We start from the raw sequence: 19535 nt of genomic DNA on the forward strand, positions 1-19535 counted from the left end.
ACATCACCCGTTCGGACCACCATGCAGACGTGCATGTCTGCTATGGTCGACGCATGAGTCACGACGTACATGTCCGCTACAAGGACACGCGCGCCACCGTGCGACTCCGCAGAGCTGGCGACACCCCCGTCCTGTTCGCCATGACCCGTGCCCTCGGCATCGACACCGACGTTGCTCACGCCGCCCTGTTCGGCGTGAGCACCAAGACCATCGCCCGGCTCCGCGCCAATGCCGCCGCCCACCACTTCGGCGGCAACCCGGAGGTGCAGATCGGCGAAAAGTTCATGGCCAACGCCGTGACCGCCCTGAGTTGCCACGCCGCAACCCTGCGCCGCCACGGCTTCACCCCTAGCCTTGATGAACTGTTCGAGGTCGTGCCCGCAATGGCCGAGGCCGCCTGATGGTCGCCGAAGAGATGCACACGGTCGCCGAACTGGCCAAGGCGTGGCGCTGCTCCAAGAACTTCATCTACGACCTCATCTCCGACGGGAAGCTGCGGTCCGTTGATCTCACCAACAGTCGCGCGAAGACCCGCGTGCCGGCGTCAGCGGTCAAGGAGTACCTGACCAAGCAAACCCGCAAGCCCTTGCGGAGCGCCGCATGAACGCCCGCAAGTGCTACGACCTGGCAGAGCTGCCCGGACGCGCACGGTCGGGCGGCCACGTCTACATCCTGCTGTTCAACAACGGGACAGTGAAGGTTGGATCTACGACCAACCCGAGTGTTCGGATCCGCACCCACCAAGTCGCGGCAGCCAACTTCGGCCTCTCGCTCACACGGTTCTGGGTATCCCGATCGTTCGTCGGACACATTGAGGCTGAGACGGACGTCATCGCAGCGGCAATGCAGGTGTGTGCCAGCGTGGTGGGGCGTGAATGGTTCCAGGGCGTCGACTACGACGCGCTGGTCGAGCGGGCACCGTTCCTGACCTACACCAACCCTGGTGGCGCAGTTCTTGCGCGCAAGGCGGCGGAGCGTCGGGCCGCCAAGGGCGAAGATCCGGCGGGCTACCGAACGAATGTCGATCTGATCTGGCGTTCCGACGAGACGACGCCACCCCTGAACGCCTTCATCAAGCAGGTGTTGGCCGAAGCGGGTTCGGAGGAGGAGCGGCAAGGGCTCCTTGAGGCATGGGTTTCCACTCGCGCCCACTGGCTTCGCCGGGGTAGCCGAGGTGCCGCCGTATGAGCGCTACCTCGCTCACTCACGCTGCCGGCACCGCGCGGCCTGCGTTTTCCGGCGGCTGGGTCGTCGACATGGGCGACCAGTTCCCGACGTGGACGCCCACCCGTGAACGCGCCTACGACGTGCTCGATGCGCGGGCTGCCGCGAAGACCACCCGCATCCTCCCGTCGGGTGAGGTGCCGACGCCCGGCCTTGCCGTCCCCACTGCGAATGGGGCGCGCGAAGTGGTGACCGCGCCAACGGTCCCCGCAGGCGACGACTTCCACTCCCCCTGAACAAGCAGAGCGCCCGCCGGGGCCCACCGGCAGGCGCTCGATGCTCCGCCACCTGACCCGATCCCTGCACGAGAGGAAATCGGCCCTGATGACTACAGACACGATAGACCACCTCACCCGTACGGCCGATACCGCCCGCGTTCTGCCCGGCCCGTCGGATTCGCAGGCATGGACCCTCCCCCTCGTTGCCGACCTGGCCTGCACAACGGTCGACGAGGTCGCGCACACCCTGGCCCACCCGGTGCCGCAGCACGCCTGCCCGTACGGGGAGTGTGCGGGTGCGGGGGTCGCCTACCGGAACCCCGGCAGTGAGCTGACGTGGATCGAGGACGCCCGGATGTCGCCCGTCCCGCACGAGGTGGGCGCGTAGTGGACGCATTCACCTACCTGTCGCTGTTCACCGGCATTGGCGGGATCGACCTCGGGTTGGACCGCGCCGGCATGAACTGCGTCGGCCAAGTCGAACGTGACCCGTTCTGCCGCTCCGTACTCGACAAGCACTGGCCGGAGGTTCCCAAGCATGACGACGTCCGCACTGCCCCCAGCTGGTGGACTGCTAGACCAAGGCCACCTGTTCGACTGGTTGCCGGAGGCTTCCCCTGTCAGCCCTTCTCGGAAGCGGGCCTCCGCCGCGGCATTGCCGACGAACGTTGGGGATGGCCCTGGATGGCTGCCGTCGTTCGCGCAGTACGACCCCAGTACGTCCTCGTGGAAAACGTCGCAGCTCTCCTTGACGACGCCGACGCCTTCGGATGGCTGCTCGGTGACCTGGCCCAGCTCGGGTTCGATGCGCAGTGGTCAGTGCTATCCGCGTGCGCCATGGGTGCGCCACACACACGTGAGCGACTGTTCGTTCTGGCCTACCCCGCGGGCGAACGGCTCCAGCAGCTGCGGGGGGGTCGAGCGGCCTGCCGAAGGCGAAGCGCAACGGCACGTACATCACTGGGCGGCGCAACCCGAACCACACCGAGTGGCTGATGGGGTTCCCCGACGGGTGGACCGAAACCGCGCCCTCGGCAACGCAGTCGTGCCCTCCGTTGCCGAACTCATCGGCCGTCTGATTGCCCCCACCGGGGCGGAGGTGGCCGCATGAGCGACTTCAACCGGCACTCGGTGCCGTCGATGCCAGAGTCGGAGGCCCACGCGTCCCGTGAGGAGTGGCGCCGGTTGCAGTCCCGCCGCACGTGGCGGTTGATTGCCGCCTGCCGGGTGCTGGCCGCCGCGGTGTTGGTGTCGGCGCTGCTCGCGTTGTCGGGCGGTGAGGTGCGGTGACCGGGGTGTTGCGGATTGAGCGCGCGTCGGGTCCGAGGCTGGTGCCGTTCGGCCCGGACGACGTGCAGGCGGCGGTGCGGTTGCGGGACCGGTTCGCGGTTGAGGAGTCGGTGCGGTCGGGTCGACGTCGGGTGGAGATCGTGCCCGCTGAAGGTGATGTGCGGTGAAGCCGCCGTTCCCGTACGCCGGGGCTAAAGGCGCGATCGCCGATCGGATCGTCTCGCTGTTGCCGGAGCACGTGCACTACGTGGAGCCGTACGCCGGTTCCTTGGCGGTGTTGTTGGCGAAGCCGCCGGTGCGGATGGAGACAGTCAACGACCTCGACCACGACGTGGTGACGTTCTTCCGGGTGCTGCGCGACCGACCGAAGGAGTTGGCTCGCGCCTGCAAGCTGACCCCGCATTCCCGCGCCGAGTATGTGGATCTGCGGACGTCTCCGATCGTCGGCGACGAGATTGAGGTTGCCCGCCGAGTCTGGGTGCTGCTCACCCAGGGCCGCGGCGGGACGCTCGGATCGCTGACCGGTTGGCGGCATTTCGTGCAGCCGCGCGGGTCGTCGATCGGCATGCCCGCCTACCAGGACGGCTATGTGGCGCGCATGGAAGCGGTGTCAGAGCGGCTTCACGCGGTGTCGTTGGAGTGCATGCCGGCGCTGGACTTGATCGTCAAGTACGGCGTTGACGAAGAGGTGCTTCTCTACGTTGATCCTCCGTATTTGGGTTCAACGCGTGGGGTGCTGTACCGGCATGAGATGAAGTCGGACGCCGAGCATCGGGAACTGGCGGAGGTTCTGAACGACTGCCGGGCGGCTGTTGTTCTGTCTGGCTACACGTCCGCCCTCTACGACGAGTTGTATGCCGGGTGGCATCGGCTGGACCTGCCGACGATGACGGGCAACGGGCGCGACGGTGCGAAGTCGCGCACTGAGGTGTTGTGGTCGAATCGGCCCCTGAGTGCGAAGCCTTCCTTGTTTGACGCGTGGGGGGCTGCCTCGTGATGCGCGCCCGCCATGAGGTCATCCCTCGCGCCTGCCAGCACTGCCGGGAACCGGTGGTGCGCTTGCAGGCCGACGGCGGCAGTGGGGTGTCCCGCTGGTTGCACACCCCGAACCGGCTGCACTGCGTCAACCCGTTGACGCGTGAGCAGGTGTCGACGGTCGCCGAGGTTGCGGAGCTGTCGGTGTTGCGTGATCCGGTCGGGGTGGAGCGCCTGCGGGCTGGGGTCGCGTTGTGAGCCGCCGCGTGCGGGCGTTGCGCCGTCTGCTGGTCGCGCTGGTCGCCGCAGCGGTGGCCGGGGTGGTGTTCGCCTTGGCCACGGCGTCGATCGCGGCCGTGCGTTGGGATGCGTCGTTGGCGGTGACGGCCGGGCTGGCTGCCGTGTTCCTGCCGCAGTCGCTGATCGTGGGCGCGTGGCTGGCGTCGCGACGTCGGCCCGCCCCGGCGCCACCGTCGAGTGACGTTGTCGAGCGCCAGGCCGCCCGAATCGCCGCCCTCGAAGACCATCTGATCTTTCACTACGACTGCCAGCACGTGGGCCGCTACGCCGATGGCACGCCGCTGCTGCCTGACGTCGGCGACCGCCCGGACTGGGCGTCGCTCGACCGCAAACCTGACGTCTCCACGGCGGGCACCTCACTGCCTGCCGCTGTTTCGAATCCCTGACCCGTCCCTGATGGGAGACCTCGTGAACCTGTTGTCTCGTTTGGCCGGCAAGTTGCACAACGCAATCCGAGCCTCCGTCGCGTCCGCCCCGGCGATGCCTGCGAACGTGCTACCCATGGCCGCCGGCCGGGCTGCTGTACGTATCCCCCGCGTCCGCGATGTCGACGGCCCTACCGTCCGTCTGCCCCGGGTGGGTGAGCCGGGTGTGAACGACGGCCGCCGGTACACACCCCGGGTGGGTCGGCATCGGACACCGGACGTCAACCAGGTGCCGGCCCGGTTCGCCCGCCAGCAGGTGGCCTGAGATGGCCGATCTGGTCGTGTACGCGCTGCTGCTGGGGCTGCTGATCGTCACCGCGGCCGTCCTGTTCACCAACCCTGCCCCGCTGCTCGCCCGTCTCCGTGCCGTCTGGTCGGCGACGCACGTCGACCTGCTGGGTTTGCCGTCGGGTCGTCCGTTGCAGGAGCGGTTCGACTACCCGGATGGGCGGGAGGGCGCGTACGCCATCGACGCCGAGATGCGCGTGTGGTTGGGCATTGTCGCCGGCCTGGCGGATGTGGCCGGCGAGGCGGCCCAGATCGGGGCCGAGCACCGGCAGTCGGGGGCGGCGCGGTGAGCGGGTGGGAGATCGCCGGGTACACATCCTGGCTGGTCGCGCTGGCGGGGTTCGCGGTGTTCGCCGCCCGCGAGTTCGTGTTGCACGGCCGGGAGCATCGGGCCGCCAATGAGCGGATCGGTGACGAGCATCCGGGGCCGGTGCGGGCGACGCAGGCGTGGCAGGAGTCGTGCGGTGCTGGCAGCACCGTGTTCCCGGCGTCGCATCCACGCCGACCGTCGCGGCTGTCGGTGTGGTGGCGGCGTGGGGTGTGGGCGGGCCGGGTCGCCGTCGACCGTCTGATGGTGCGGGTCGGTCGGGGTGGTCGTGTCGCCGAGCCGGGTGGGAAGCGCGCGCCGACGCTGGGGTGGTCGCCGGCTGAGGTGGCCCGGCATTTGGCGGCCCGCGCCCACCTGTCGCAGGACAAGGTGGATCGGATTGTGGTGGATGTCGCCGACCGGGTGGTGCGGGACCGGTTTGAGGCGGCGTGGTCGGCTGCTGCTGCCGACCCGGGGGTGATGCCGGCCCGTCTGCCGTGGGATGTGGTGGATCGGGCGAAGGGGTCGGCGGAGGTGCCGTTGCCGTTCGACGAGCAGATCCGTGTCCGCAACGACGCGCTGCACTGGATGGTCAGCTCTGACGTTCCGGGCGATCAGACGCAGGTGTTGCCGACGGTCACCCCGGGTGGTGTCCGATGAGGTGGTGGCGGTGGCTGCGGGCGTTCCTGTCCAACCAGGTCACGTCGGCGTCGCTGCTGTTTGAGGCGGAGTCCGAGCGGGATCGGCTCGCTGCGCTGCTGCGCCGGGAGCGGGCCTGCCGGGAGCTTGAGGCGGACATGCATCGCGCCGACGTGGCCGCCCTGCGTCGCGAAGCCGAGTCGCTGCACGCGGCGAACGAGGAACGCCACGACGCAATCCAGCGGGAGCGGGCGTGGAGCAACACGATGGCGCACCGGCTGCGCAAGGGCCACGAGTTCGCCGACCGCCTGCCCGACGACTTGGCCGCCGACCTGCGCGCCGCACTCTCCCCCACTTTCCCGACCCAGCCTGAGGAGGCCAGCCGTGCCCGTTGAGATGTTCGCTGCCACGCCGATCGAGGTGGCCACGATCACCGCCGCCGACTATCTGGTAGCGCTGGCGTCGTGGTTCGGTCTGACCTTGCTGGCGGTGGGGGTCGCAGTGTTGCTGCTGCGGCCGTCGCTGGACCAGCCTGAGCCGCAGCAGGTGGAGACGGATTCGCCGGAGGCCGCGAAGACGGTTGAACTGCCTGCCCGACGTCCGGGTTTGCGGACCGCGCCGACGATTCACGCCCCGCAGTACCGCCGTTCGGACGACGACACGGTGGTCATCAAGCCTGCGGAGACACGCCGGTGACCGCCGCCGTGCAGTGGATCGATCCGGGTGCGGTCGGGTTTGTGGCCGGCGGTGTGCTGATCGTGTGCGCGGTCGCGCTGGTGTGGCTGCTGCTGTCGGGGCGTCGCGTTGACGCCGAACGGGCGACTGAGATCGCCTCGGCGTCGGGTGTGGCGCGGGTTCCGCAGCCGTGGCATCCGTCGTTGGGTGAGCCTCGCCCGGAGCCGGTGACGGAGCTGTTCACGCTCCGCGTGGACGAACCCGACGCGACCGTGGTCATGTCGCGTGTTCCCCGGCAGCGGGCGGTGCGCCGTGGCTAACTCACTGTCCCGATTCGGCCCGTGTCGTCGCGACGGCTGCGGTCCAGCCGACAAAGTTGCCCGGCGCATTTGGTGGGCACCGTGGCGCACCCGTCCTGCTGTCGTCTGCTGGGTGTGCCAGCGCACCCTGACGGCCGACGAAGCGGTGGAGGCTGAGGCGCGCTGGCGGGCTGCCTTCAATTGGTGCGTCGAGCGTGTTGGGCGGCGAGCTGCCGAGAAGCCCGGCGCTGATGGCCGTGGCTGAGGCGCGAACCCCGGCAGGTGCGGGGAAGACCGGCGACCGCTGGCGGTGGCGCGGCTACTGCTGCCTTGCTGCTGCCCTTCCGTTCGCGCTGTTCGGGTACGACACCCTCTTCTGGTTCCTAGTTGTCGCCAGTTTCGCCTGTGCTCGTGAGGCGGCGAGTCAGTTCGGTTGGCGGGCCGGCTACCTGGACTGCAAGACGCAGGCGGCGAAACGCCTTCGTGAGGTGCGCCGTGGCTGACCGGGAGCGGTGTGTGCCACTGGTCGATGACGACGGCCAGGTGGTCGCGTCGGTGCGCATGTCCGGGCCGATGGATGAACCGTTCCGGCGGGCGATGCTCGACGTTGTTGCGGCGGCACTGCGCGCTGAGGCTGAGGCGGACGCTGCGGACCCGGAGCGGGTGGCGCGTCGTGAGGCTGCCCGCCGCCGCCGTGAGGAACGGGTTCGGCGCTGGCGGGGTGAGCTGCGGTGAACGCCACCGATCGGCTGGTAGTCGGTGGGGCGCTCATCGCGTTCGGCGTGGCTGCTGCTGTCGTCGGCTGGCCGATGCCGGGCGCGTTGGTTGGGTTCGGGTTGGGCACGGCACTGTCTGGGCTGCTCGCGGCATGGCGGGCGGGGCGCGGGCGGGGTGAGTCGTCGTGAGTTTCCTGCCGAAGACCTGCTTCGAGATCGTCTGCGACGGCGGCTGCAACGACGCGTGGGAAGACGGCACGCCCCACTTCGATACCCAAGATGAGGCCGTCGAGTACGCCCGGGGCGACGGGTGGCTGATCACCGACCAGCGCGCGTTGTGCCGCACATGCGCGGAGAAGGCGACGTGCGAGACGACCGGGCACCAGTGGGACGACTGGCACGACGCCAGCCGGGACGGAATCCGGGCGCGACGCCGGTCGTGTGATCACTGCGGGGACAGCGACTATGACCCGCCGTTCGATGAGCTGTACCCGCTTTTCCAGGCGCTGCGGGATGCGGAAGAGATCGTGCGGGCTGCTGCGGCCGGGTCGGGTGAGCAGTCATGACCCGCGCCTTCTACCGGGGCTACCGCTCGCGGCGTGTCACTCGCCTGCACGTGATGCGTGAGGACGGCGCGTTCGCGGGCCGGCAAGGCTTGTGCGGCACGGGTGGTTGGGCTGGCCGCCGATCGGGGCCGATCGTCTTGGATCCGATGCCGTTGGTGCCGCCGGATGGCCTGTCGTGGTGTCCGGCGTGTGTGGGCAGGTTGGCGGAGCGGCGTGGGCTGCTGGCCGGGTGGGCTGCGGAGATGGCGGGTGCGCGGTGAACGCGTCAGGCGTCGTCTGCGGCGAGTTTGGCCAGCGCGATTTCAGCTCGGTCGTACCAGTCGGGGTCCACGACGATCGCTGCGCGCTTCCCGCTTCGGGTGATGGTCGAGTGCCGCTGGGCGTGTTGCGCCCGGCCGATGAGCTCGGCCCACCTCTTGCGTGCTTCCTCGGCGGTGAACACGTCCGCCGTTCCGTCAGTTTCCCCACGACTGTCAGCCATGTGGGTAGCATACCGCCCGTAAGTTCTGTAAGATTCAGGTGGAACTAGCAATACGCCGGACCTGCAAGAAACAGGAGTTCGCGTGACTCAAGTAGCCCTGCCGATGCACCTCAACGACGGCAGCCCGTTCGACGCCATCCGGCACACGGACGGCGACGGCACCGAGTGGTGGTCCGCCCGCGAACTCATGCCCCTGCTCGGCTACACCAAGTGGGAGCGGTTCACCGACGCCATCGAACGCGCCACCGCCTCCGCGCAGGCCACCGGCCACGATGTGTCCCAGGCTTTTTCCCGGCTCCGGGAAGAAGGGTCCGGCCGCCCCAGCGTCAACTACCGGCTCACCCGGTACGCCGCCTACCTGATCGCCATGAACGGCGACGCACGTAAGCCGGAGATCGCCACCGCGCAGATGTACTTCGCCGTTCGCACCCGGGAAGCCGAGGTGCGCGACGCCAACACGCCGCGCCAGCAGATCCCACAGTCGTTCGCCGACGCTCTCCAACTGGCCGCGAACCAGGCGCGCGAGATCGAGCGGCAGCAGACCGCCATCGCCGAGCTTGAACCCCGCGCCCAGCAGGCCGACCACTTCCGGGCCGCCGATGGCCTGGCCGCTGTCGCCAGCTTTTGTAACGACCTTCAACTGTGGGCCCACGAGAACCACCGGGTGAAGCTGCGCCACGACGACATCCGCGACTTTCTCGGCGACATCGGCCTGATCATCCGCGCGGGCAGCTTGCGCCGTAACGAGCCGTACGCGGAGGCGATCAAAGCCGGGTTGGTGCGGCCGAAGCACTCCACCTACGGCACGAACACTCGCGGCGATCAGGAGGCCACATCGGCACGCCTCACCCAGAAGGGCTGGGGCTACGCGTGGGACCGGGCGGTGCGCCGCATCGCCAATCACGGCTCGCTCGCACCGACCAGCTCGGTCGCCACCACCAACCTTGAGCGGAGCTGACTCATGCCCGACTTCGACCTGATCGCCGCCCCGCAGCCTGACTACTTCTGCATGGTCTGCGGTGTTGTCCTCGGCAGTCCCGTCCTCGCCAAGTCCGGCCTCTGCCCCTTCTGCCAGCAGAAGATGGACGAGCGAGCCGCCGCCGAGGCTGCCGCGCAGACCCGCGCACTGGCCGCCGAATCGGTCGCCGAAGCCCTCCGGCTGCATCTCGACACGCTGACTTCGTCGGACCTGCGGATTGCCGAGCATCGCGCGCAGATCCGGACCGGCAACGCTGGTCGGGGTATCGACCACATCAAGCACCTAGTCGACTTGGGCACCCTCCCGCAGTCGTCCTACGACGCGGCAAGCGACGAGCTTGAGGCCGCCCGCCTGTTCCTGGGGTTGGTCGGCGAAGCGCAGCAGATCGCCCTACTTCGGGATCAAGAGGCTGAGGCTGCGGCGCTGGCGTTGGAGTGCCCCGGCTGCGAGTCGGCGCAGGCGACTGGCCCGATGTGCGACGACTGCAAGGCGGAACGCCAGGGCGGTGAGCGCTGATGTCCGCCGAGGTGGAGTTGCTGCGTGAGGCCGCCCGTCGGCTACGTGCGCAGGCCGTTGACGGCAACCCGAACCCGTGGGCGCGACCCGACATGGACGGGGCGCTGGCCGATTGGCTGGACGCCGAGGCGAACCTTCACGAGTCCGTCGGCCGCGCTGAAGGGAAGGTGCCGGACGGTTGGCGGTTGCGCATCACCTCATCGACGCTCGCGGAGGCGGCGACTGTTGCCCGTGCCGTCGTGGGTGGGGCTGCACGGCCGACCGCCGAGCCGGGTTGCGCCTGCACGATCGACCCGGATGGTGCCCGCAACACGGACGGCTGCGTGACGTGCGACCTGCCGCCGTGCGGGTTCCTGGTCGACGAGGTGGGCCGATGACCACTGCTCTCGCCCGGCCCAACTTCCCGGCCCCGCAGCCCGGCAACCCGTTCCCCGCGCCCAGCCCGAACCCGACTCTCCCCCGCCAGCAGGCCACGTGCCCGACGTGCGGCAACCCCGTGGGGTCGCTGCTGGCCGCCTGCTGGGCGACGCCGGAGTGCCTGCGCGCGGACCTGGACTACGACGCCGCCATCGACGCGAGGTGCGACGACCTGTGAGCATTCAGACCGCCGAGCGCACCGGACCCGCCTTCCACGGGGTGGAGGAAACCGACGACCGTCGCTTCTACCTGATCGGCGACCACCGGCTCATCTCCACCACCACTGCCACCGGTGTCATCGCCAAAGACGCCCTAATGCAGTACGCCGCCAACCAGGCCGTGCAGGGGGTGTTCGCCGAACTGCCGGCGATCGTCATCGCCTCCCGCATCAAGCCGTGCGGGAACACGTACAGCCGGTGCGACCACGACCGCACCGAGCGGTGTGACCGGTGCCCGTGCATCGAATGCAAGGCGTGCGTGGGCCGATGGCTGGCCGACCGGCACAAGGCGAATACGGCCCGCCGCGCCGATGAGGGCACCCGCGCTCACGATGTGGCCGAGTGGTGGTCGCTGACGGGTGAGATCAAGCCCCACGACCAGGACATCGCCCCGTACGTCCAGGCGTTCCAGGCGTTCGTCGCCGAGTACGGGTTGACCCCGGAATCGTTCCTGTTGTCTGAGGCGCTGGTCGTGAACCGGGGCGCCGGGTATGCGGGTACCACGGATGGGGTGGTGCGGTTCCGCGCCGACGCCACGCAGGCTGCCGCGAAGCTCGTGTCGCGGGTGACGCTGATCCCGTGGAAGAAGGCCGACAAGCTGGGCCTGACCGTGGACCTGGTCGTCGACTTCAAGTCCCGCGAGGGTGAGGGGCCGCAGTTCTACCCGGAGCAGGCGTTGCAGCTCACCGGCTACCGCCACGCCCCGATTCTGCGGTTGAAGAACTCCGACATTGAGCACCCGATGCTGCCCACCGACGGCGGCATGTTGGTGCAGCTTCGCCCGGACGGTGTCAGCACCCGTCTCGCGGTGACCACCGAGCGGACTTACCGGCGCGGGTTCCTGTACGCGCTGGGCTTGACGAAGTGGCTGATCGAAGAGGGGCCGGCCGCGGTGTCGTCGCACACGTTCGTGTTGCCGGAGACGATCGCCGCCCGCAAGCGCAAGGCCGAGAAGGACGCCGCACCCGCTTCTACTGCTGAGCCGGCCCCGGCCGCCGCCTGAATCTGAGGAGACATCTCATGCCCATAAAGACCCTGCAACGACGGCTCACTCAGGTCGGTGTGATCCGCCTGGGTGAGAAGCGGCTGTCGCAGCGCGGCAAGGAGTACCCGGCGAAGCTGGAAACGCTGCGGTTCACGTCCCCGGCGCGGTCGCTGATCGAGGCGGTGGCCGCGAAGTACGGCGGTGAGGTGAAGCCGTGGCAGCACACGACGGGCCCGCAGTTCGAGGTGGTCACGGACGCGAAGACGATCCCCGTGCTGGTGCCGCCGCAGCAGATCGACCCGAACTACGAGCTGTGGGGTAACGGGTTCAAGTCGCGGCACTGCGACGGGGAGACCGAGAAGATCCGCAACCAGTCGTGCCTGTGCGCCCCGGTCCGGGCTGCCGCTCAGGCCGCCGGCAGGGATGTGAAGCCGGGCGACGTGTGCAAGCCGACCACGCGCATGTCGCTAATGCTTGCCGAGATTCCGTCGCTCGGTACCTGGAAACTTGAGTCGCACGGTTGGAACGCCGCCGCCGAGCTGCCGATGCTGGCCGAGTCGATCGCCACCGCCGCGCAGCCGATCCCCGCCCGGTTGGAGTTGCAGCACCGGGAGAAGAAGCTGTTCCACCCCGGCAGGCCGCAGAACGAGCAGATCGAGTCGCGGACGTTCATGGTGCCGGTGCTGCACTTCGAGTTCGTCACTCCGGCGCAGGCGTTCGGCGGTCAGATCGGGCAGGCCGCCCGTCAGGCGATGGTCGCCCAGCACCTGGCGGCGATCGGCGCCGCACCGGAGCAGGCTCCCGACCCGGAGAAGTTGACCGAGGCGCAGGTTCTTGACGCCGCCGGTCGGGTGTCGACGATCCCGCAGTTGCAGGAGTTGTGGAACACCGCCGGTAAGGACGGTGCGCTGACGGAGGCCGCGAAGGATGCGTTGAAGGCTCGGGCTGCCGTGCTGGACTCGCCGAAGCCTGCCGCTCCCGTCGAGTCCACGCCCGCGCCGGCTGCTACGCCTCCGCCCCCGCCTGCCGGTGAGCCGGTCGACGCCGAGGTGGAGCCGAACCCGGACGCCCTGTGGGTGCAAATCCAGGCGGTCGCGGGCCAGCGGAAGTGGAACGCGGCGGCCCTTGAGGAGCGCATCACTGCCCGGTTCAGCAAAGCGTCCGATGAGATCAACGGCTTCCACATGGCGACGTTCCTTGCCGAAGTGAACAGCGGGGCCATCGCGTGACCTACGAGTGGGAGTCGGCGACGTACGAGGCGTGGACGCCGGTCGACGCTGAGAACGCCATGCGCTGGGTGCTGCGGGCGATGCACGACACCCAGCAGCAGTTGAAGGACGCGCGCATGGCCGAGGTGGATGCGAAACACGCGTTCGAGTCGGCCAAGCGGGCGGCGTTCTTCGCCCCGGACTGCCCGAAGCCCGAGCGAGGCGGGTACACGGTCGCGGACCGTGAGGCGCACATCGAGCGGGCAACGGTCGAGCAGCGGCAGGCGTACGAGATCGCCACGGCAACCCGAGAAGCTGCGGCCGACCACCTGCGGGTGTTGGACAAGCAGTCGGTGGTGTTGGCGTCGTTGAACAAGAACGTTCAGGCGGCATTCAACATGGTCGGGGCGCGCTGATGTTGGAGCGCAAGCGGCCCATCAACCACATGTCGGAGAAGCAGCGTCAGAAGCGCGCCGCTGCCGGTGACACCAACCCGTTCTCCACGCTGCCGGCTGGGGCGCCGCTGAACCGTGCCGCTGGTGGCCGGATGTCCGCGCTGGACCGGAAGCCGCCGAAGCCGTCGCGTAAGCGCCCCGCTGTCCCCCCGACCGTCCGCGACGCCTTGGCTGAGCGTGCTGGCGGGTTCTGCGAGATCCAGCGTCCCGGCTGCCTCGGGCAGGGCACCGATCCGAGCCACCGCATCAGCCAGAAGGCGGGTGGCCGGCACGGTGAGGCGAAGACCCGGCATGACCGGCTGTCGAACTTGATGTGGGCGTGCCGCCGCTGCCACGACTTCGTGACCGACAACCCCGAGGCGTCGAAGGCCCCGAACGTGGGGTGGGCGCTTGAGGAGTGGCAGCGCCCGGCCGAGTGCCCTGCCTTGTATCGCGGTCGTCTGGTGCTGCTGGCCGACGACGGCTCAATGACTTTCCTCTCCCCCAACCACGACCTCACCACGGCCTGAGGAGGCTCCCATGACTGAGCACGTGTACTCCACCAGCAACCCCGAGATCGCCGCCGCCTTCAGGTCCACGGCCGCAGCGTTCGCCGACATGGGCCGCCGTGCCCGCGAGGACGCAGAGAAGCTGGGCAACAACAAGGGTGCCCTGATCGTCAAGCGGCGCACGTCCGCGCCCGAGGTGGTCGGGCTGTCCGCCGATGACCCGGAGAAGCCGCCGCAGGGCTGGCGGTACTCGAAGGCCGAGGGGCATTTGGTGCCGCGCCGGGGAAAGCCGGGCGACCCTGCACGCCAGTGGCTGGAGGCGCATCAGCCGCCGGACATGCGCGCCGTGTTGGAGGCGAACGGTCTGCCCCGGTTCTGCAAGCACGGTGAGGATCTGCGCTGGTTCTTGGCGACGCCGGGTGTGTTCGAGCACGACGGCACGGTGTGGGCGTTGTACCCGACGGAGCCGGACGGTGAGTGCACGTGGGACCGGCGAAAGCTGTCGGAGTGGCACGCGGCCCGTGAAGTTGTGGAGGCCGCCGAGCAGGGCGCAGGGGAGCCGGCATGACCTCCCCCGCCGAGAACCTGACGTGTGTTCAGGCTGGCCGTGTCCGTGGTGACAACGAGTCGCTGCGCCGGGCCAACCGGGCGTTCGCGGCTGAGAACGCCCGTCTGCGCGGGTATCTTGCCGCCCTAGCGGAGTCTGCCGGGGAAGCCGAGACGTGGGCGGCGTTGCGGCCGGAAGAGGCCGGCAAGGCGTTGGCTGCGCTGGTTGACGCCGTCAAGGGCACCGCCGGTTTCGTGCCGGAGGGTGAGCGCAACGAGCAGGTGAGCGCACGATGACCGCCGAGATGATGCCGGAGCCCCCGGACCGTGCGTTGGTTGGCCTGTTCGACCCCACCAACGACCTCATCCCCCTCGTGTTCGAGCGCGACGAAACCTGCACGACGGCGCTCGGTGAGCAGTGGTACGGCGTCGCCGACGAGTGCCCGTACCGGTGGGAGGACGTGCTGTCCCTGGCCGCCGCGAAGGGCTCGCAGGTGGTGCGCCTGTACCGGGCCGACGACCCGGCCGTGACCGACGCGTTCAACGCCGGGGTGAAGGCAGCAGCCAACGCCATCGAGGCACACGCGGAGTCGATCGGCTGGTACGAGGGCGGCGGCGTGTGGGCCGAGGCGATCGAGGAAGCCCGCAAGGCGGTGCGGCCGTGAAGGCTCTGTCGATCACCCGCCCGTGGGTTGAACTGATCCTCCGGGGCAAGGACGTGGAGAACCGCACCTGGAACACCCGCCACCGTGGCCTGTTCCTGCTTCACGCCGCCCAGTCGTGGAAGTCCGAAGCCCTCGCGTTCGCGGACATGGTCGCCCCTGACGCTCTCGTTGGTCTGCCAACGTCCCGCGATGACCACCCGACCGGAATCGTAGGTGTCGCGGAAATCGCCTCGGTGTGCTCCAACGAGATGGACGAGTTCGGCGACGGCGAGACGTGGGCTCCGTGCCGGTGCGGTCGGTGGGCGATGGCCGGGCAGTACCACTGGCGGCTCGCCCGCGTCCGCCGCCTGCCCCGTCCGGTGCCGTGCCGGGGTGCGCTCGGCTTGTGGACGCCGCCGGAGGACGTCACCGCCCTGGTGCTGGCTCAGCTCGGGCAGGTGGCCCAGTGAAGGCGTTCAAGCCCGAAGAGGCGCTGTTGCGTGACGTCCTCGAACTGTGCCAGCGCTACAACATCCGCACCGCTCACTTCCGGGCTGGCATGACCCAGGCGGGCCGGTGGGTGACCGCCGTGCAAGGTGACGGGAAGGGCTACCCCGACCTCACGTTGGCGGGCACGCGGGTGATGGTCCGTGAGTTGAAGGACGACGGAAAGTACCCGACGCCCGATCAGCGGTTGTGGCTGGCCGCGTTCGAGCGTGCCGGCACCGATGTGGGTGTGTGGCGGCCGAAGGACTGGCGAGCCGGCCTGATTCACGCCCAACTTGAGGCGATCCGGGTTCGCCCGGGTGTCACATCGGCAGTGTCCGGTGGCTGACCTGACGGTGGCGGACATCATCGCCGCCCGCCCCGCCCTGCCGTACGTGTCGCCGGAAGGCGAAACCGTCACCGTGTTCCGGGGGCGCATCTTCCTGACATCCCGGGAGATCACCGGATCGTCGGCCCTGGAACTGTCCGCTGCCCTAGCCCGCGCCGCCACCGATGTTGGCGAGCTGCGGGCGGGCGGCAACCCCAACCACACAACCCGAACGGAGGCCAACCATGGCTGCTGACACCACGCTCGCCTACCAGGAACGGTTCGTGCTCGTCGACGACGAGTACACCGGCCCCGCCGGCACCGCCTTCGCCTGCAACATCTGCGGCAAGCCGGTCGACGAGACGCCGTGCGCCGACCACGCCCCGAACGACGTTCCCGGGCTGCGTCTGGTCGACTGCGACGCCGAACCCCGCCACCTGCTGTGGGCGCACGACCGGGACGACTACGGGGTGCCCTGCTACGTGTGCATGCATCTGGCGCAGGAGGAGCGGGACCGGCAGGCCCGGCAGTGCCGCCACTGGCCGTGGCGCACGTGGAAGGCCACCTGGTGGCTGTCGCTCAAGCTGTACGCCCTGGGCGTGTCCTCTGGCGGCAGCATCACCCGAGGCGACGGCCACGACGGTTGTGTCACCTTCGGGCGGATGACGGGCAACAGCTCGTACGTCCTGGGTGTGCCCCGGGACGTGTGGCGGTGCTGGTTCTCCGGTCACCGCCGGGGCGAGCCGGTCGGGTTCGGGTTCTGCGGAAAGTGTGTGCCGTGGTCGTGCTGCGGTTCGATCCGTGAGGAGCACAACCCGACGTGCGTCGAGGCTGACCCGCCGGTGACGTTCGACCCGTCGGTGCCGCCGGGCGGGTTTGTTTGCGCGGTGCCGATGGCTGGCATGCCGGGCGGGATCTGCGGGATGCCGGTGGAGTCGGAGCCGTGCAGCGAGCACAGCCCGCAGCGGGTGATCGCGCCGTGACGGGCGTGCAGCAGCGGTTTCGGCGTTGGCGTGGACTCGACCTCAGCGGGCGGACCGACGAACGGTTCAATGGGCGGTTCTGGTCCAAGGTCCATCCTGTCCCGTCAGGTTGCTGGGAATGGACTGCCCACTGCAACAATCGGGGCTACGGCCAGTTCACGGTGAGCAAGGGCGTTTTCTATGGCGCCCACGCCGTGAGTTACGCGATCACCCATGGCCCGATTCCGGCAGGAATGAGTGTCTGCCACCACTGCGACAACCCGCCGTGCGTGCGCCCTGACCATCTCTTCCTCGGCACTCAGTCCGACAACGCCTACGACATGTTCGCCAAGGGACGAGCCGAGCGGGCTCGCGGAGTCGACCACTACTACGCGCGGCTTACTGAGGACGACGTGCGAGCGATCCGGCGGCCCGACAAATACCGAGGGCTGCTCAAGGATCTCGCCGCTGAGTACGGCGTTTCGGACACTCACATCCGCAGGATTCGTGCTCGGCAGATTTGGAGGCACCTCCCATGACCGACTGGCGACATTTCGCGGTTTGCCGTGACGAAGATCCGGAGTTGTTCTTTGCTGTCGGCACCAGCGGCCCCGCGCTGTTGCAGGTCGAGCAGGCCAAGGCCGTTTGCCGCCGCTGCGAGGTCACCGACCAGTGCCTGAAATGGGCCCTCGACACCGGCCAAGACGCAGGCGTCTGGGGCGGAATGTCCGAGGAGGAACGCCGCGGCGTCAAGCGCCGCCGCGGCCTCCGTGTCCTGCGAGCCCACCAATGACCACCAGCACCACGGCCCGCCCCACCACCGGGGCGGGCCCCACCACCGGGGCGGGCCCCACGACCCAGAACCAGGAACCACAGCACATGACGTACAAGCACAAGCACGAACGGCTGATCGACTCCATCAACGGCGGGCACATCAGCCGCAACCCGCGCACCTTCGCATACGGAGACGACCGCAACGAAACCCGCGACGTCACCGACACCCTGTACGAGCTGGATGACCTCGGCTGGGTGGAGCTGTTCGCCGACGGCAGCGTCGTGGTGACGAAGGCCGGGCAGGAGTGGCGGGACCGGCCCCGGCGTCGCACCGGTGACACCAGCAAAGCGCGGCGTGCGCTCGCCGACCCGTTCGGTACCAACGGCGGGCAGGCTGCCTGATGCGCACCATCCCCGACCTGCACCCCGACGACGCTGTGGCCCGCCACGCCCTCGGCGAGCGGCTGCGTGCCATCCGGGAAGGCCGCAACATCACCCAGGCTGAGGCCGCCGAACGGTACGGGTGCGACAAGTACGCGTTCTCCCAGTTGGAGCGGCGACGCACGTGGCATGTGCCCACCGTGCAAGCCATGGCCCGCATCTACGGGTATCGGCTCGCGTTCACGATCGCCGGGTTGACCGTGCCGGACGACGGCGACCCGCTGGCCGCCTTGTACGACGCGCGTCGCAGCCCGACAGTGAGGCCGCCGAAGACCACCTTGAGTTGCTGATCGTCGTCAACAACCTGACCCGCATCCGCCGCGCCTCGAACCTCAACCTGGCCGACGTTGGCCTGCGAATGGGCTGCTCCGAGTCGGCGGTATCCCGGCGTGAGTCCGACCCGGGCCGACCGCTCGTCTCGACCCTGCAACGCCACACCCGCGCCCTCGGCGGGGTGCTCGACCTGACTGTTGTCCACGCCTGGCAAGGAGCCGCCGCATGAAACTGACCGCCGAACGTGACGCCCTCGTTGAGGCTGTCACCACCGCCGCAAAAGCCGCCCAGCAGCGGCCGTCCGTGCCGATCCTCGCCGGGGTGAAACTGGTCGCCGCCGACAACGGTGTGACCGTGTCCGGGTTCGACTACGACGTGTCCCACCAGGGTTGGGCGCGGGGCACCGTCACCGACCCGGGCACTGTCGTGGTCGCCGCCCGACTCCTAGCGGAGATCACGAAGTCGCTGCCGAACAAGCCGGTCAACCTCGCGTCTGTCGGCACCCATCTGGAACTGGTGTGCGGCTCCGCCCGGTTCACCCTCCCGACGATGCCGGTGGAGGACTACCCGACCCTGCCCGGACTGCCCGCCACCATCGCCACCGTGGACGCTGGGCTGCTCGCCCAGGCGGTCACGCAGGTCGGTGTGGCTGCTGGTCGGGACGAGACGCTGCCGATGATGACCGGGGTTCGCCTCGAATTCCGGGGCGACGTCCTGTCGCTGCTGTCCACCGACCGGTACCGGCTCGCCCACCGCGACATCACGATCGCGCCCACCAACCCTGACCTGACCGTGGATGTCCTGGTACCGGCGAAGACCCTCACCGAGACGGCGAAAACGTGGGGTGCGGGCACCGTCGAGGTGAGCCTCAACGCGGGCGCTGACGGGCTGATCGGGTTCACCATCGGCTACCGCAAAACCACATCCCGGCTGCTCGACGGCGGCAACTATCCGCCCGTGCGATCCCTGTTCCCCGACGCGTTCCCATCGGCCGCGGTCGTGCCCGTCGCCTCCCTGATCGAGACGGTGAAGCGGGTCGCCTTGGTGGCTGAACGCACCACACCCGTGCTGCTCACCTTCACCAACGGGTCGGACACGCTGACCGTCGAAGCCGGCGGAGTGGAGGAAGCCCGCGCGTCGGAAGCCCTCGGCATCAGCTCGTACACCGGTCAGGACACGCTGACGGTCGGTTTCAACCCGCAGTACCTGATCGACGGGCTGCACAGTCTCGGCACCCAACACGCCCACATCGGGTTCGTCGACGCATTCAAACCCGCCGTCATCTCCGGCGCCGACGACGCGCAGCCGGTCGACGGGCACCGGTACCTCATCATGCCGATCCGAGTTCAGCGATGACCGCCGTAGCCGTCACCCTCATACCGTCCCGCCGGGTAGTTGTTCTGCCGTGCGCT

General features: G+C 69.0%; 42 protein-coding genes. 41 read left to right on the forward strand and 1 reads right to left on the reverse strand.

All coding sequences use genetic code 11. From position 1 onward, the window contains the following. Positions 1–53 precede the first annotated feature (53 nt). From ABZU91_RS04985 to ABZU91_RS05080, 20 genes are all read left to right on the forward strand, one after another. The gene (locus ABZU91_RS04985) at positions 54–401 is read left to right on the forward strand and encodes a hypothetical protein (protein ID WP_355234011.1); all 348 of its coding nucleotides are present in this window, start codon (positions 54–56) and stop codon (positions 399–401) included. Further along, entirely contained in the window at positions 401–604 is a 204-nt protein-coding gene (locus tag ABZU91_RS04990) for a helix-turn-helix domain-containing protein (protein ID WP_355234013.1), read from the forward strand. Before ABZU91_RS04985 ends, ABZU91_RS04990 begins: the two co-directional genes overlap by 1 nt. After that, positions 601–1188 (forward strand): GIY-YIG nuclease family protein, encoded by a 588-nt coding sequence (locus tag ABZU91_RS04995; RefSeq protein WP_355234015.1) that lies wholly within the window; start codon positions 601–603, stop codon positions 1186–1188. The genes ABZU91_RS04990 and ABZU91_RS04995 overlap by 4 nt, the downstream gene beginning before the upstream one ends. Then, positions 1185–1460, forward strand: a complete 276-nt coding sequence (locus ABZU91_RS05000; protein ID WP_355234018.1) for a hypothetical protein — start codon at positions 1185–1187, stop codon at positions 1458–1460. Before ABZU91_RS04995 ends, ABZU91_RS05000 begins: the two co-directional genes overlap by 4 nt. Before the next feature lie 88 nt (positions 1461–1548). Further along, on the forward strand, positions 1549–1830 hold the full coding sequence (locus ABZU91_RS05005) for a hypothetical protein (RefSeq protein ID WP_355234020.1): 282 nt from the start codon (positions 1549–1551) through the stop codon (positions 1828–1830). Further along, entirely contained in the window at positions 1830–2438 is a 609-nt protein-coding gene (dcm, locus tag ABZU91_RS05010; RefSeq protein ID WP_355234022.1) for a DNA (cytosine-5-)-methyltransferase, read from the forward strand. The genes ABZU91_RS05005 and dcm overlap by 1 nt, the downstream gene beginning before the upstream one ends. 111 nt (positions 2439–2549) lie before the next feature. Continuing rightward, a complete protein-coding gene (locus ABZU91_RS05015) occupies positions 2550–2732 on the forward strand; it encodes a hypothetical protein (protein ID WP_355234024.1) in 183 nt (60 codons plus the stop codon). Continuing rightward, a complete protein-coding gene (locus ABZU91_RS05020) occupies positions 2729–2899 on the forward strand; it encodes a hypothetical protein (protein ID WP_355234026.1) in 171 nt (56 codons plus the stop codon). The genes ABZU91_RS05015 and ABZU91_RS05020 overlap by 4 nt, the downstream gene beginning before the upstream one ends. Next, entirely contained in the window at positions 2896–3729 is an 834-nt protein-coding gene (locus tag ABZU91_RS05025) for a DNA adenine methylase (RefSeq protein ID WP_355234028.1), read from the forward strand. Before ABZU91_RS05020 ends, ABZU91_RS05025 begins: the two co-directional genes overlap by 4 nt. Beyond that, complete coding sequence (locus ABZU91_RS05030; protein WP_355234030.1) at positions 3729–3965, forward strand: hypothetical protein; 237 nt, start codon at positions 3729–3731, stop codon at positions 3963–3965. The genes ABZU91_RS05025 and ABZU91_RS05030 overlap by 1 nt, the downstream gene beginning before the upstream one ends. Further along, the gene (locus tag ABZU91_RS05035) at positions 3962–4393 is read left to right on the forward strand and encodes a hypothetical protein (protein ID WP_355234032.1); all 432 of its coding nucleotides are present in this window, start codon (positions 3962–3964) and stop codon (positions 4391–4393) included. Before ABZU91_RS05030 ends, ABZU91_RS05035 begins: the two co-directional genes overlap by 4 nt. Positions 4394–4698: 305 nt before the next feature. Further along, a complete protein-coding gene (locus ABZU91_RS05040; RefSeq protein ID WP_355234034.1) occupies positions 4699–5010 on the forward strand; it encodes a hypothetical protein in 312 nt (103 codons plus the stop codon). After that, the gene (locus ABZU91_RS05045; RefSeq protein ID WP_355234036.1) at positions 5007–5687 is read left to right on the forward strand and encodes a hypothetical protein; all 681 of its coding nucleotides are present in this window, start codon (positions 5007–5009) and stop codon (positions 5685–5687) included. The genes ABZU91_RS05040 and ABZU91_RS05045 overlap by 4 nt, the downstream gene beginning before the upstream one ends. Then, entirely contained in the window at positions 5684–6061 is a 378-nt protein-coding gene (locus tag ABZU91_RS05050) for a hypothetical protein (protein WP_355234038.1), read from the forward strand. The genes ABZU91_RS05045 and ABZU91_RS05050 overlap by 4 nt, the downstream gene beginning before the upstream one ends. A 25-nt stretch (positions 6062–6086) precedes the next feature. After that, positions 6087–6362 (forward strand): hypothetical protein, encoded by a 276-nt coding sequence (locus tag ABZU91_RS05055; RefSeq protein ID WP_355234040.1) that lies wholly within the window; start codon positions 6087–6089, stop codon positions 6360–6362. Next, the gene (locus ABZU91_RS05060) at positions 6359–6661 is read left to right on the forward strand and encodes a hypothetical protein (RefSeq protein WP_355234042.1); all 303 of its coding nucleotides are present in this window, start codon (positions 6359–6361) and stop codon (positions 6659–6661) included. Before ABZU91_RS05055 ends, ABZU91_RS05060 begins: the two co-directional genes overlap by 4 nt. A gap of 230 nt (positions 6662–6891) precedes the next feature. Continuing rightward, positions 6892–7143, forward strand: coding sequence for a hypothetical protein (locus tag ABZU91_RS05065; RefSeq protein WP_355234044.1), 252 nt, complete (start codon positions 6892–6894; stop codon positions 7141–7143). A 13-nt stretch (positions 7144–7156) separates the two neighbouring features. After that, on the forward strand, positions 7157–7375 hold the full coding sequence (locus ABZU91_RS05070) for a hypothetical protein (RefSeq protein WP_355234046.1): 219 nt from the start codon (positions 7157–7159) through the stop codon (positions 7373–7375). Next, the gene (locus ABZU91_RS05075) at positions 7372–7545 is read left to right on the forward strand and encodes a hypothetical protein (protein ID WP_355234048.1); all 174 of its coding nucleotides are present in this window, start codon (positions 7372–7374) and stop codon (positions 7543–7545) included. Before ABZU91_RS05070 ends, ABZU91_RS05075 begins: the two co-directional genes overlap by 4 nt. Beyond that, positions 7542–7922 (forward strand): hypothetical protein, encoded by a 381-nt coding sequence (locus ABZU91_RS05080; protein WP_355234050.1) that lies wholly within the window; start codon positions 7542–7544, stop codon positions 7920–7922. Before ABZU91_RS05075 ends, ABZU91_RS05080 begins: the two co-directional genes overlap by 4 nt. A gap of 265 nt (positions 7923–8187) precedes the next feature. On the opposite strand, the gene ABZU91_RS05085 is transcribed toward ABZU91_RS05080, so the two are convergent. Next, positions 8188–8403 (reverse strand): type II toxin-antitoxin system prevent-host-death family antitoxin, encoded by a 216-nt coding sequence (locus tag ABZU91_RS05085; protein ID WP_355234052.1) that lies wholly within the window; start codon positions 8401–8403, stop codon positions 8188–8190. Positions 8404–8485: 82 nt separating this feature from the next. Here ABZU91_RS05085 and ABZU91_RS05090 point away from each other — a divergent pair, with 82 nt between their 5' ends. From ABZU91_RS05090 to dnaN, 21 genes are read left to right on the forward strand one after another with little or no spacing between them, the layout of a single operon-like run. Next, the gene (locus tag ABZU91_RS05090; RefSeq protein ID WP_355234055.1) at positions 8486–9361 is read left to right on the forward strand and encodes a phage antirepressor KilAC domain-containing protein; all 876 of its coding nucleotides are present in this window, start codon (positions 8486–8488) and stop codon (positions 9359–9361) included. A 3-nt stretch (positions 9362–9364) separates the two neighbouring features. After that, positions 9365–9898: a hypothetical protein gene (locus ABZU91_RS05095; protein WP_355234058.1), complete on the forward strand. Its 534-nt coding sequence runs from the start codon at positions 9365–9367 to the stop codon at positions 9896–9898. Next, on the forward strand, positions 9898–10275 hold the full coding sequence (locus ABZU91_RS05100; RefSeq protein ID WP_355234060.1) for a hypothetical protein: 378 nt from the start codon (positions 9898–9900) through the stop codon (positions 10273–10275). Before ABZU91_RS05095 ends, ABZU91_RS05100 begins: the two co-directional genes overlap by 1 nt. Beyond that, positions 10272–10493 (forward strand): hypothetical protein, encoded by a 222-nt coding sequence (locus ABZU91_RS05105; protein WP_355234063.1) that lies wholly within the window; start codon positions 10272–10274, stop codon positions 10491–10493. Before ABZU91_RS05100 ends, ABZU91_RS05105 begins: the two co-directional genes overlap by 4 nt. After that, positions 10490–11536 (forward strand): hypothetical protein, encoded by a 1047-nt coding sequence (locus tag ABZU91_RS05110; RefSeq protein WP_355234066.1) that lies wholly within the window; start codon positions 10490–10492, stop codon positions 11534–11536. Before ABZU91_RS05105 ends, ABZU91_RS05110 begins: the two co-directional genes overlap by 4 nt. 17 nt (positions 11537–11553) lie before the next feature. After that, on the forward strand, positions 11554–12747 hold the full coding sequence (locus tag ABZU91_RS05115; RefSeq protein WP_355234069.1) for a hypothetical protein: 1194 nt from the start codon (positions 11554–11556) through the stop codon (positions 12745–12747). Continuing rightward, positions 12744–13142 carry a hypothetical protein gene (locus ABZU91_RS05120; protein ID WP_355234071.1) on the forward strand — a complete coding sequence of 133 codons (399 nt, stop codon included), beginning with the start codon at positions 12744–12746 and terminating at the stop codon, positions 13140–13142. The genes ABZU91_RS05115 and ABZU91_RS05120 overlap by 4 nt, the downstream gene beginning before the upstream one ends. After that, positions 13142–13690: a hypothetical protein gene (locus ABZU91_RS05125; RefSeq protein WP_355234073.1), complete on the forward strand. Its 549-nt coding sequence runs from the start codon at positions 13142–13144 to the stop codon at positions 13688–13690. Before ABZU91_RS05120 ends, ABZU91_RS05125 begins: the two co-directional genes overlap by 1 nt. 10 nt (positions 13691–13700) lie before the next feature. After that, a complete protein-coding gene (locus tag ABZU91_RS05130; protein WP_355234076.1) occupies positions 13701–14237 on the forward strand; it encodes a hypothetical protein in 537 nt (178 codons plus the stop codon). Then, entirely contained in the window at positions 14234–14512 is a 279-nt protein-coding gene (locus ABZU91_RS05135; RefSeq protein WP_355234079.1) for a hypothetical protein, read from the forward strand. Before ABZU91_RS05130 ends, ABZU91_RS05135 begins: the two co-directional genes overlap by 4 nt. Next, positions 14509–14880, forward strand: a complete 372-nt coding sequence (locus tag ABZU91_RS05140) for a hypothetical protein (protein WP_355234082.1) — start codon at positions 14509–14511, stop codon at positions 14878–14880. The genes ABZU91_RS05135 and ABZU91_RS05140 overlap by 4 nt, the downstream gene beginning before the upstream one ends. Further along, positions 14877–15329 (forward strand): hypothetical protein, encoded by a 453-nt coding sequence (locus tag ABZU91_RS05145; RefSeq protein ID WP_355234085.1) that lies wholly within the window; start codon positions 14877–14879, stop codon positions 15327–15329. The genes ABZU91_RS05140 and ABZU91_RS05145 overlap by 4 nt, the downstream gene beginning before the upstream one ends. Next, positions 15326–15694: a VRR-NUC domain-containing protein gene (locus ABZU91_RS05150; RefSeq protein WP_355234088.1), complete on the forward strand. Its 369-nt coding sequence runs from the start codon at positions 15326–15328 to the stop codon at positions 15692–15694. Before ABZU91_RS05145 ends, ABZU91_RS05150 begins: the two co-directional genes overlap by 4 nt. Then, the gene (locus tag ABZU91_RS05155) at positions 15687–15929 is read left to right on the forward strand and encodes a hypothetical protein (protein ID WP_355234091.1); all 243 of its coding nucleotides are present in this window, start codon (positions 15687–15689) and stop codon (positions 15927–15929) included. The genes ABZU91_RS05150 and ABZU91_RS05155 overlap by 8 nt, the downstream gene beginning before the upstream one ends. After that, on the forward strand, positions 15919–16656 hold the full coding sequence (locus ABZU91_RS05160; RefSeq protein ID WP_355234094.1) for a hypothetical protein: 738 nt from the start codon (positions 15919–15921) through the stop codon (positions 16654–16656). Before ABZU91_RS05155 ends, ABZU91_RS05160 begins: the two co-directional genes overlap by 11 nt. Then, positions 16653–17174 (forward strand): HNH endonuclease signature motif containing protein, encoded by a 522-nt coding sequence (locus ABZU91_RS05165; protein ID WP_355234097.1) that lies wholly within the window; start codon positions 16653–16655, stop codon positions 17172–17174. The genes ABZU91_RS05160 and ABZU91_RS05165 overlap by 4 nt, the downstream gene beginning before the upstream one ends. After that, positions 17171–17428, forward strand: a complete 258-nt coding sequence (locus ABZU91_RS05170) for a WhiB family transcriptional regulator (RefSeq protein ID WP_355234100.1) — start codon at positions 17171–17173, stop codon at positions 17426–17428. The genes ABZU91_RS05165 and ABZU91_RS05170 overlap by 4 nt, the downstream gene beginning before the upstream one ends. Next, the gene (locus ABZU91_RS05175; RefSeq protein ID WP_355234103.1) at positions 17425–17811 is read left to right on the forward strand and encodes a hypothetical protein; all 387 of its coding nucleotides are present in this window, start codon (positions 17425–17427) and stop codon (positions 17809–17811) included. Before ABZU91_RS05170 ends, ABZU91_RS05175 begins: the two co-directional genes overlap by 4 nt. Further along, positions 17811–18140, forward strand: a complete 330-nt coding sequence (locus ABZU91_RS05180) for a helix-turn-helix transcriptional regulator (protein WP_355234106.1) — start codon at positions 17811–17813, stop codon at positions 18138–18140. The genes ABZU91_RS05175 and ABZU91_RS05180 overlap by 1 nt, the downstream gene beginning before the upstream one ends. Continuing rightward, positions 18134–18352, forward strand: a complete 219-nt coding sequence (locus ABZU91_RS05185; RefSeq protein WP_355234109.1) for a helix-turn-helix transcriptional regulator — start codon at positions 18134–18136, stop codon at positions 18350–18352. Before ABZU91_RS05180 ends, ABZU91_RS05185 begins: the two co-directional genes overlap by 7 nt. Continuing rightward, complete coding sequence (gene dnaN / locus ABZU91_RS05190) at positions 18349–19479, forward strand: DNA polymerase III subunit beta (protein WP_355234112.1); 1131 nt, start codon at positions 18349–18351, stop codon at positions 19477–19479. Before ABZU91_RS05185 ends, dnaN begins: the two co-directional genes overlap by 4 nt. Positions 19480–19535: the final 56 nt, after the last annotated feature.

Source organism: Micromonospora sp. NPDC005174 (genome assembly GCF_040608495.1).
In the GTDB taxonomy this organism is placed as follows: Bacteria; Actinomycetota; Actinomycetes; order Mycobacteriales; family Micromonosporaceae; genus Micromonospora.

Excerpts from the sequence above, each read along its gene's own strand:
- ABZU91_RS05180 (WP_355234106.1), top strand. The coding sequence starts at position 17,811 with ATGCGCACCATCCCCGACCTGCACCCCGACGACGCTGTGGCCCGCCAC.
- ABZU91_RS05105 (WP_355234063.1), top strand. The coding sequence starts at position 10,272 with ATGACCACTGCTCTCGCCCGGCCCAACTTCCCGGCCCCGCAGCCCGGC.
- ABZU91_RS05100 (WP_355234060.1), top strand. The coding sequence starts at position 9,898 with ATGTCCGCCGAGGTGGAGTTGCTGCGTGAGGCCGCCCGTCGGCTACGT.
- ABZU91_RS05085 (WP_355234052.1), bottom strand. The coding sequence starts at position 8,403 with ATGGCTGACAGTCGTGGGGAAACTGACGGAACGGCGGACGTGTTCACC.
- ABZU91_RS05065 (WP_355234044.1), top strand. The coding sequence starts at position 6,892 with ATGGCCGTGGCTGAGGCGCGAACCCCGGCAGGTGCGGGGAAGACCGGC.
- ABZU91_RS05170 (WP_355234100.1), top strand. The coding sequence starts at position 17,171 with ATGACCGACTGGCGACATTTCGCGGTTTGCCGTGACGAAGATCCGGAG.
- dnaN (WP_355234112.1), top strand. The coding sequence starts at position 18,349 with ATGAAACTGACCGCCGAACGTGACGCCCTCGTTGAGGCTGTCACCACC.
- ABZU91_RS05050 (WP_355234038.1), top strand. The coding sequence starts at position 5,684 with ATGAGGTGGTGGCGGTGGCTGCGGGCGTTCCTGTCCAACCAGGTCACG.
- ABZU91_RS05030 (WP_355234030.1), top strand. The coding sequence starts at position 3,729 with ATGCGCGCCCGCCATGAGGTCATCCCTCGCGCCTGCCAGCACTGCCGG.
- ABZU91_RS05135 (WP_355234079.1), top strand. The coding sequence starts at position 14,234 with ATGACCTCCCCCGCCGAGAACCTGACGTGTGTTCAGGCTGGCCGTGTC.
- ABZU91_RS05015 (WP_355234024.1), top strand. The coding sequence starts at position 2,550 with ATGAGCGACTTCAACCGGCACTCGGTGCCGTCGATGCCAGAGTCGGAG.
- ABZU91_RS05160 (WP_355234094.1), top strand. The coding sequence starts at position 15,919 with ATGGCTGCTGACACCACGCTCGCCTACCAGGAACGGTTCGTGCTCGTC.
- ABZU91_RS05005 (WP_355234020.1), top strand. The coding sequence starts at position 1,549 with ATGACTACAGACACGATAGACCACCTCACCCGTACGGCCGATACCGCC.
- ABZU91_RS04990 (WP_355234013.1), top strand. The coding sequence starts at position 401 with ATGGTCGCCGAAGAGATGCACACGGTCGCCGAACTGGCCAAGGCGTGG.
- ABZU91_RS05095 (WP_355234058.1), top strand. The coding sequence starts at position 9,365 with ATGCCCGACTTCGACCTGATCGCCGCCCCGCAGCCTGACTACTTCTGC.
- ABZU91_RS04985 (WP_355234011.1), top strand. The coding sequence starts at position 54 with ATGAGTCACGACGTACATGTCCGCTACAAGGACACGCGCGCCACCGTG.
- ABZU91_RS05040 (WP_355234034.1), top strand. The coding sequence starts at position 4,699 with ATGGCCGATCTGGTCGTGTACGCGCTGCTGCTGGGGCTGCTGATCGTC.
- ABZU91_RS05140 (WP_355234082.1), top strand. The coding sequence starts at position 14,509 with ATGACCGCCGAGATGATGCCGGAGCCCCCGGACCGTGCGTTGGTTGGC.
- ABZU91_RS05125 (WP_355234073.1), top strand. The coding sequence starts at position 13,142 with ATGTTGGAGCGCAAGCGGCCCATCAACCACATGTCGGAGAAGCAGCGT.
- ABZU91_RS05175 (WP_355234103.1), top strand. The coding sequence starts at position 17,425 with ATGACCACCAGCACCACGGCCCGCCCCACCACCGGGGCGGGCCCCACC.
- ABZU91_RS05130 (WP_355234076.1), top strand. The coding sequence starts at position 13,701 with ATGACTGAGCACGTGTACTCCACCAGCAACCCCGAGATCGCCGCCGCC.
- ABZU91_RS05115 (WP_355234069.1), top strand. The coding sequence starts at position 11,554 with ATGCCCATAAAGACCCTGCAACGACGGCTCACTCAGGTCGGTGTGATC.
- ABZU91_RS04995 (WP_355234015.1), top strand. The coding sequence starts at position 601 with ATGAACGCCCGCAAGTGCTACGACCTGGCAGAGCTGCCCGGACGCGCA.
- ABZU91_RS05000 (WP_355234018.1), top strand. The coding sequence starts at position 1,185 with ATGAGCGCTACCTCGCTCACTCACGCTGCCGGCACCGCGCGGCCTGCG.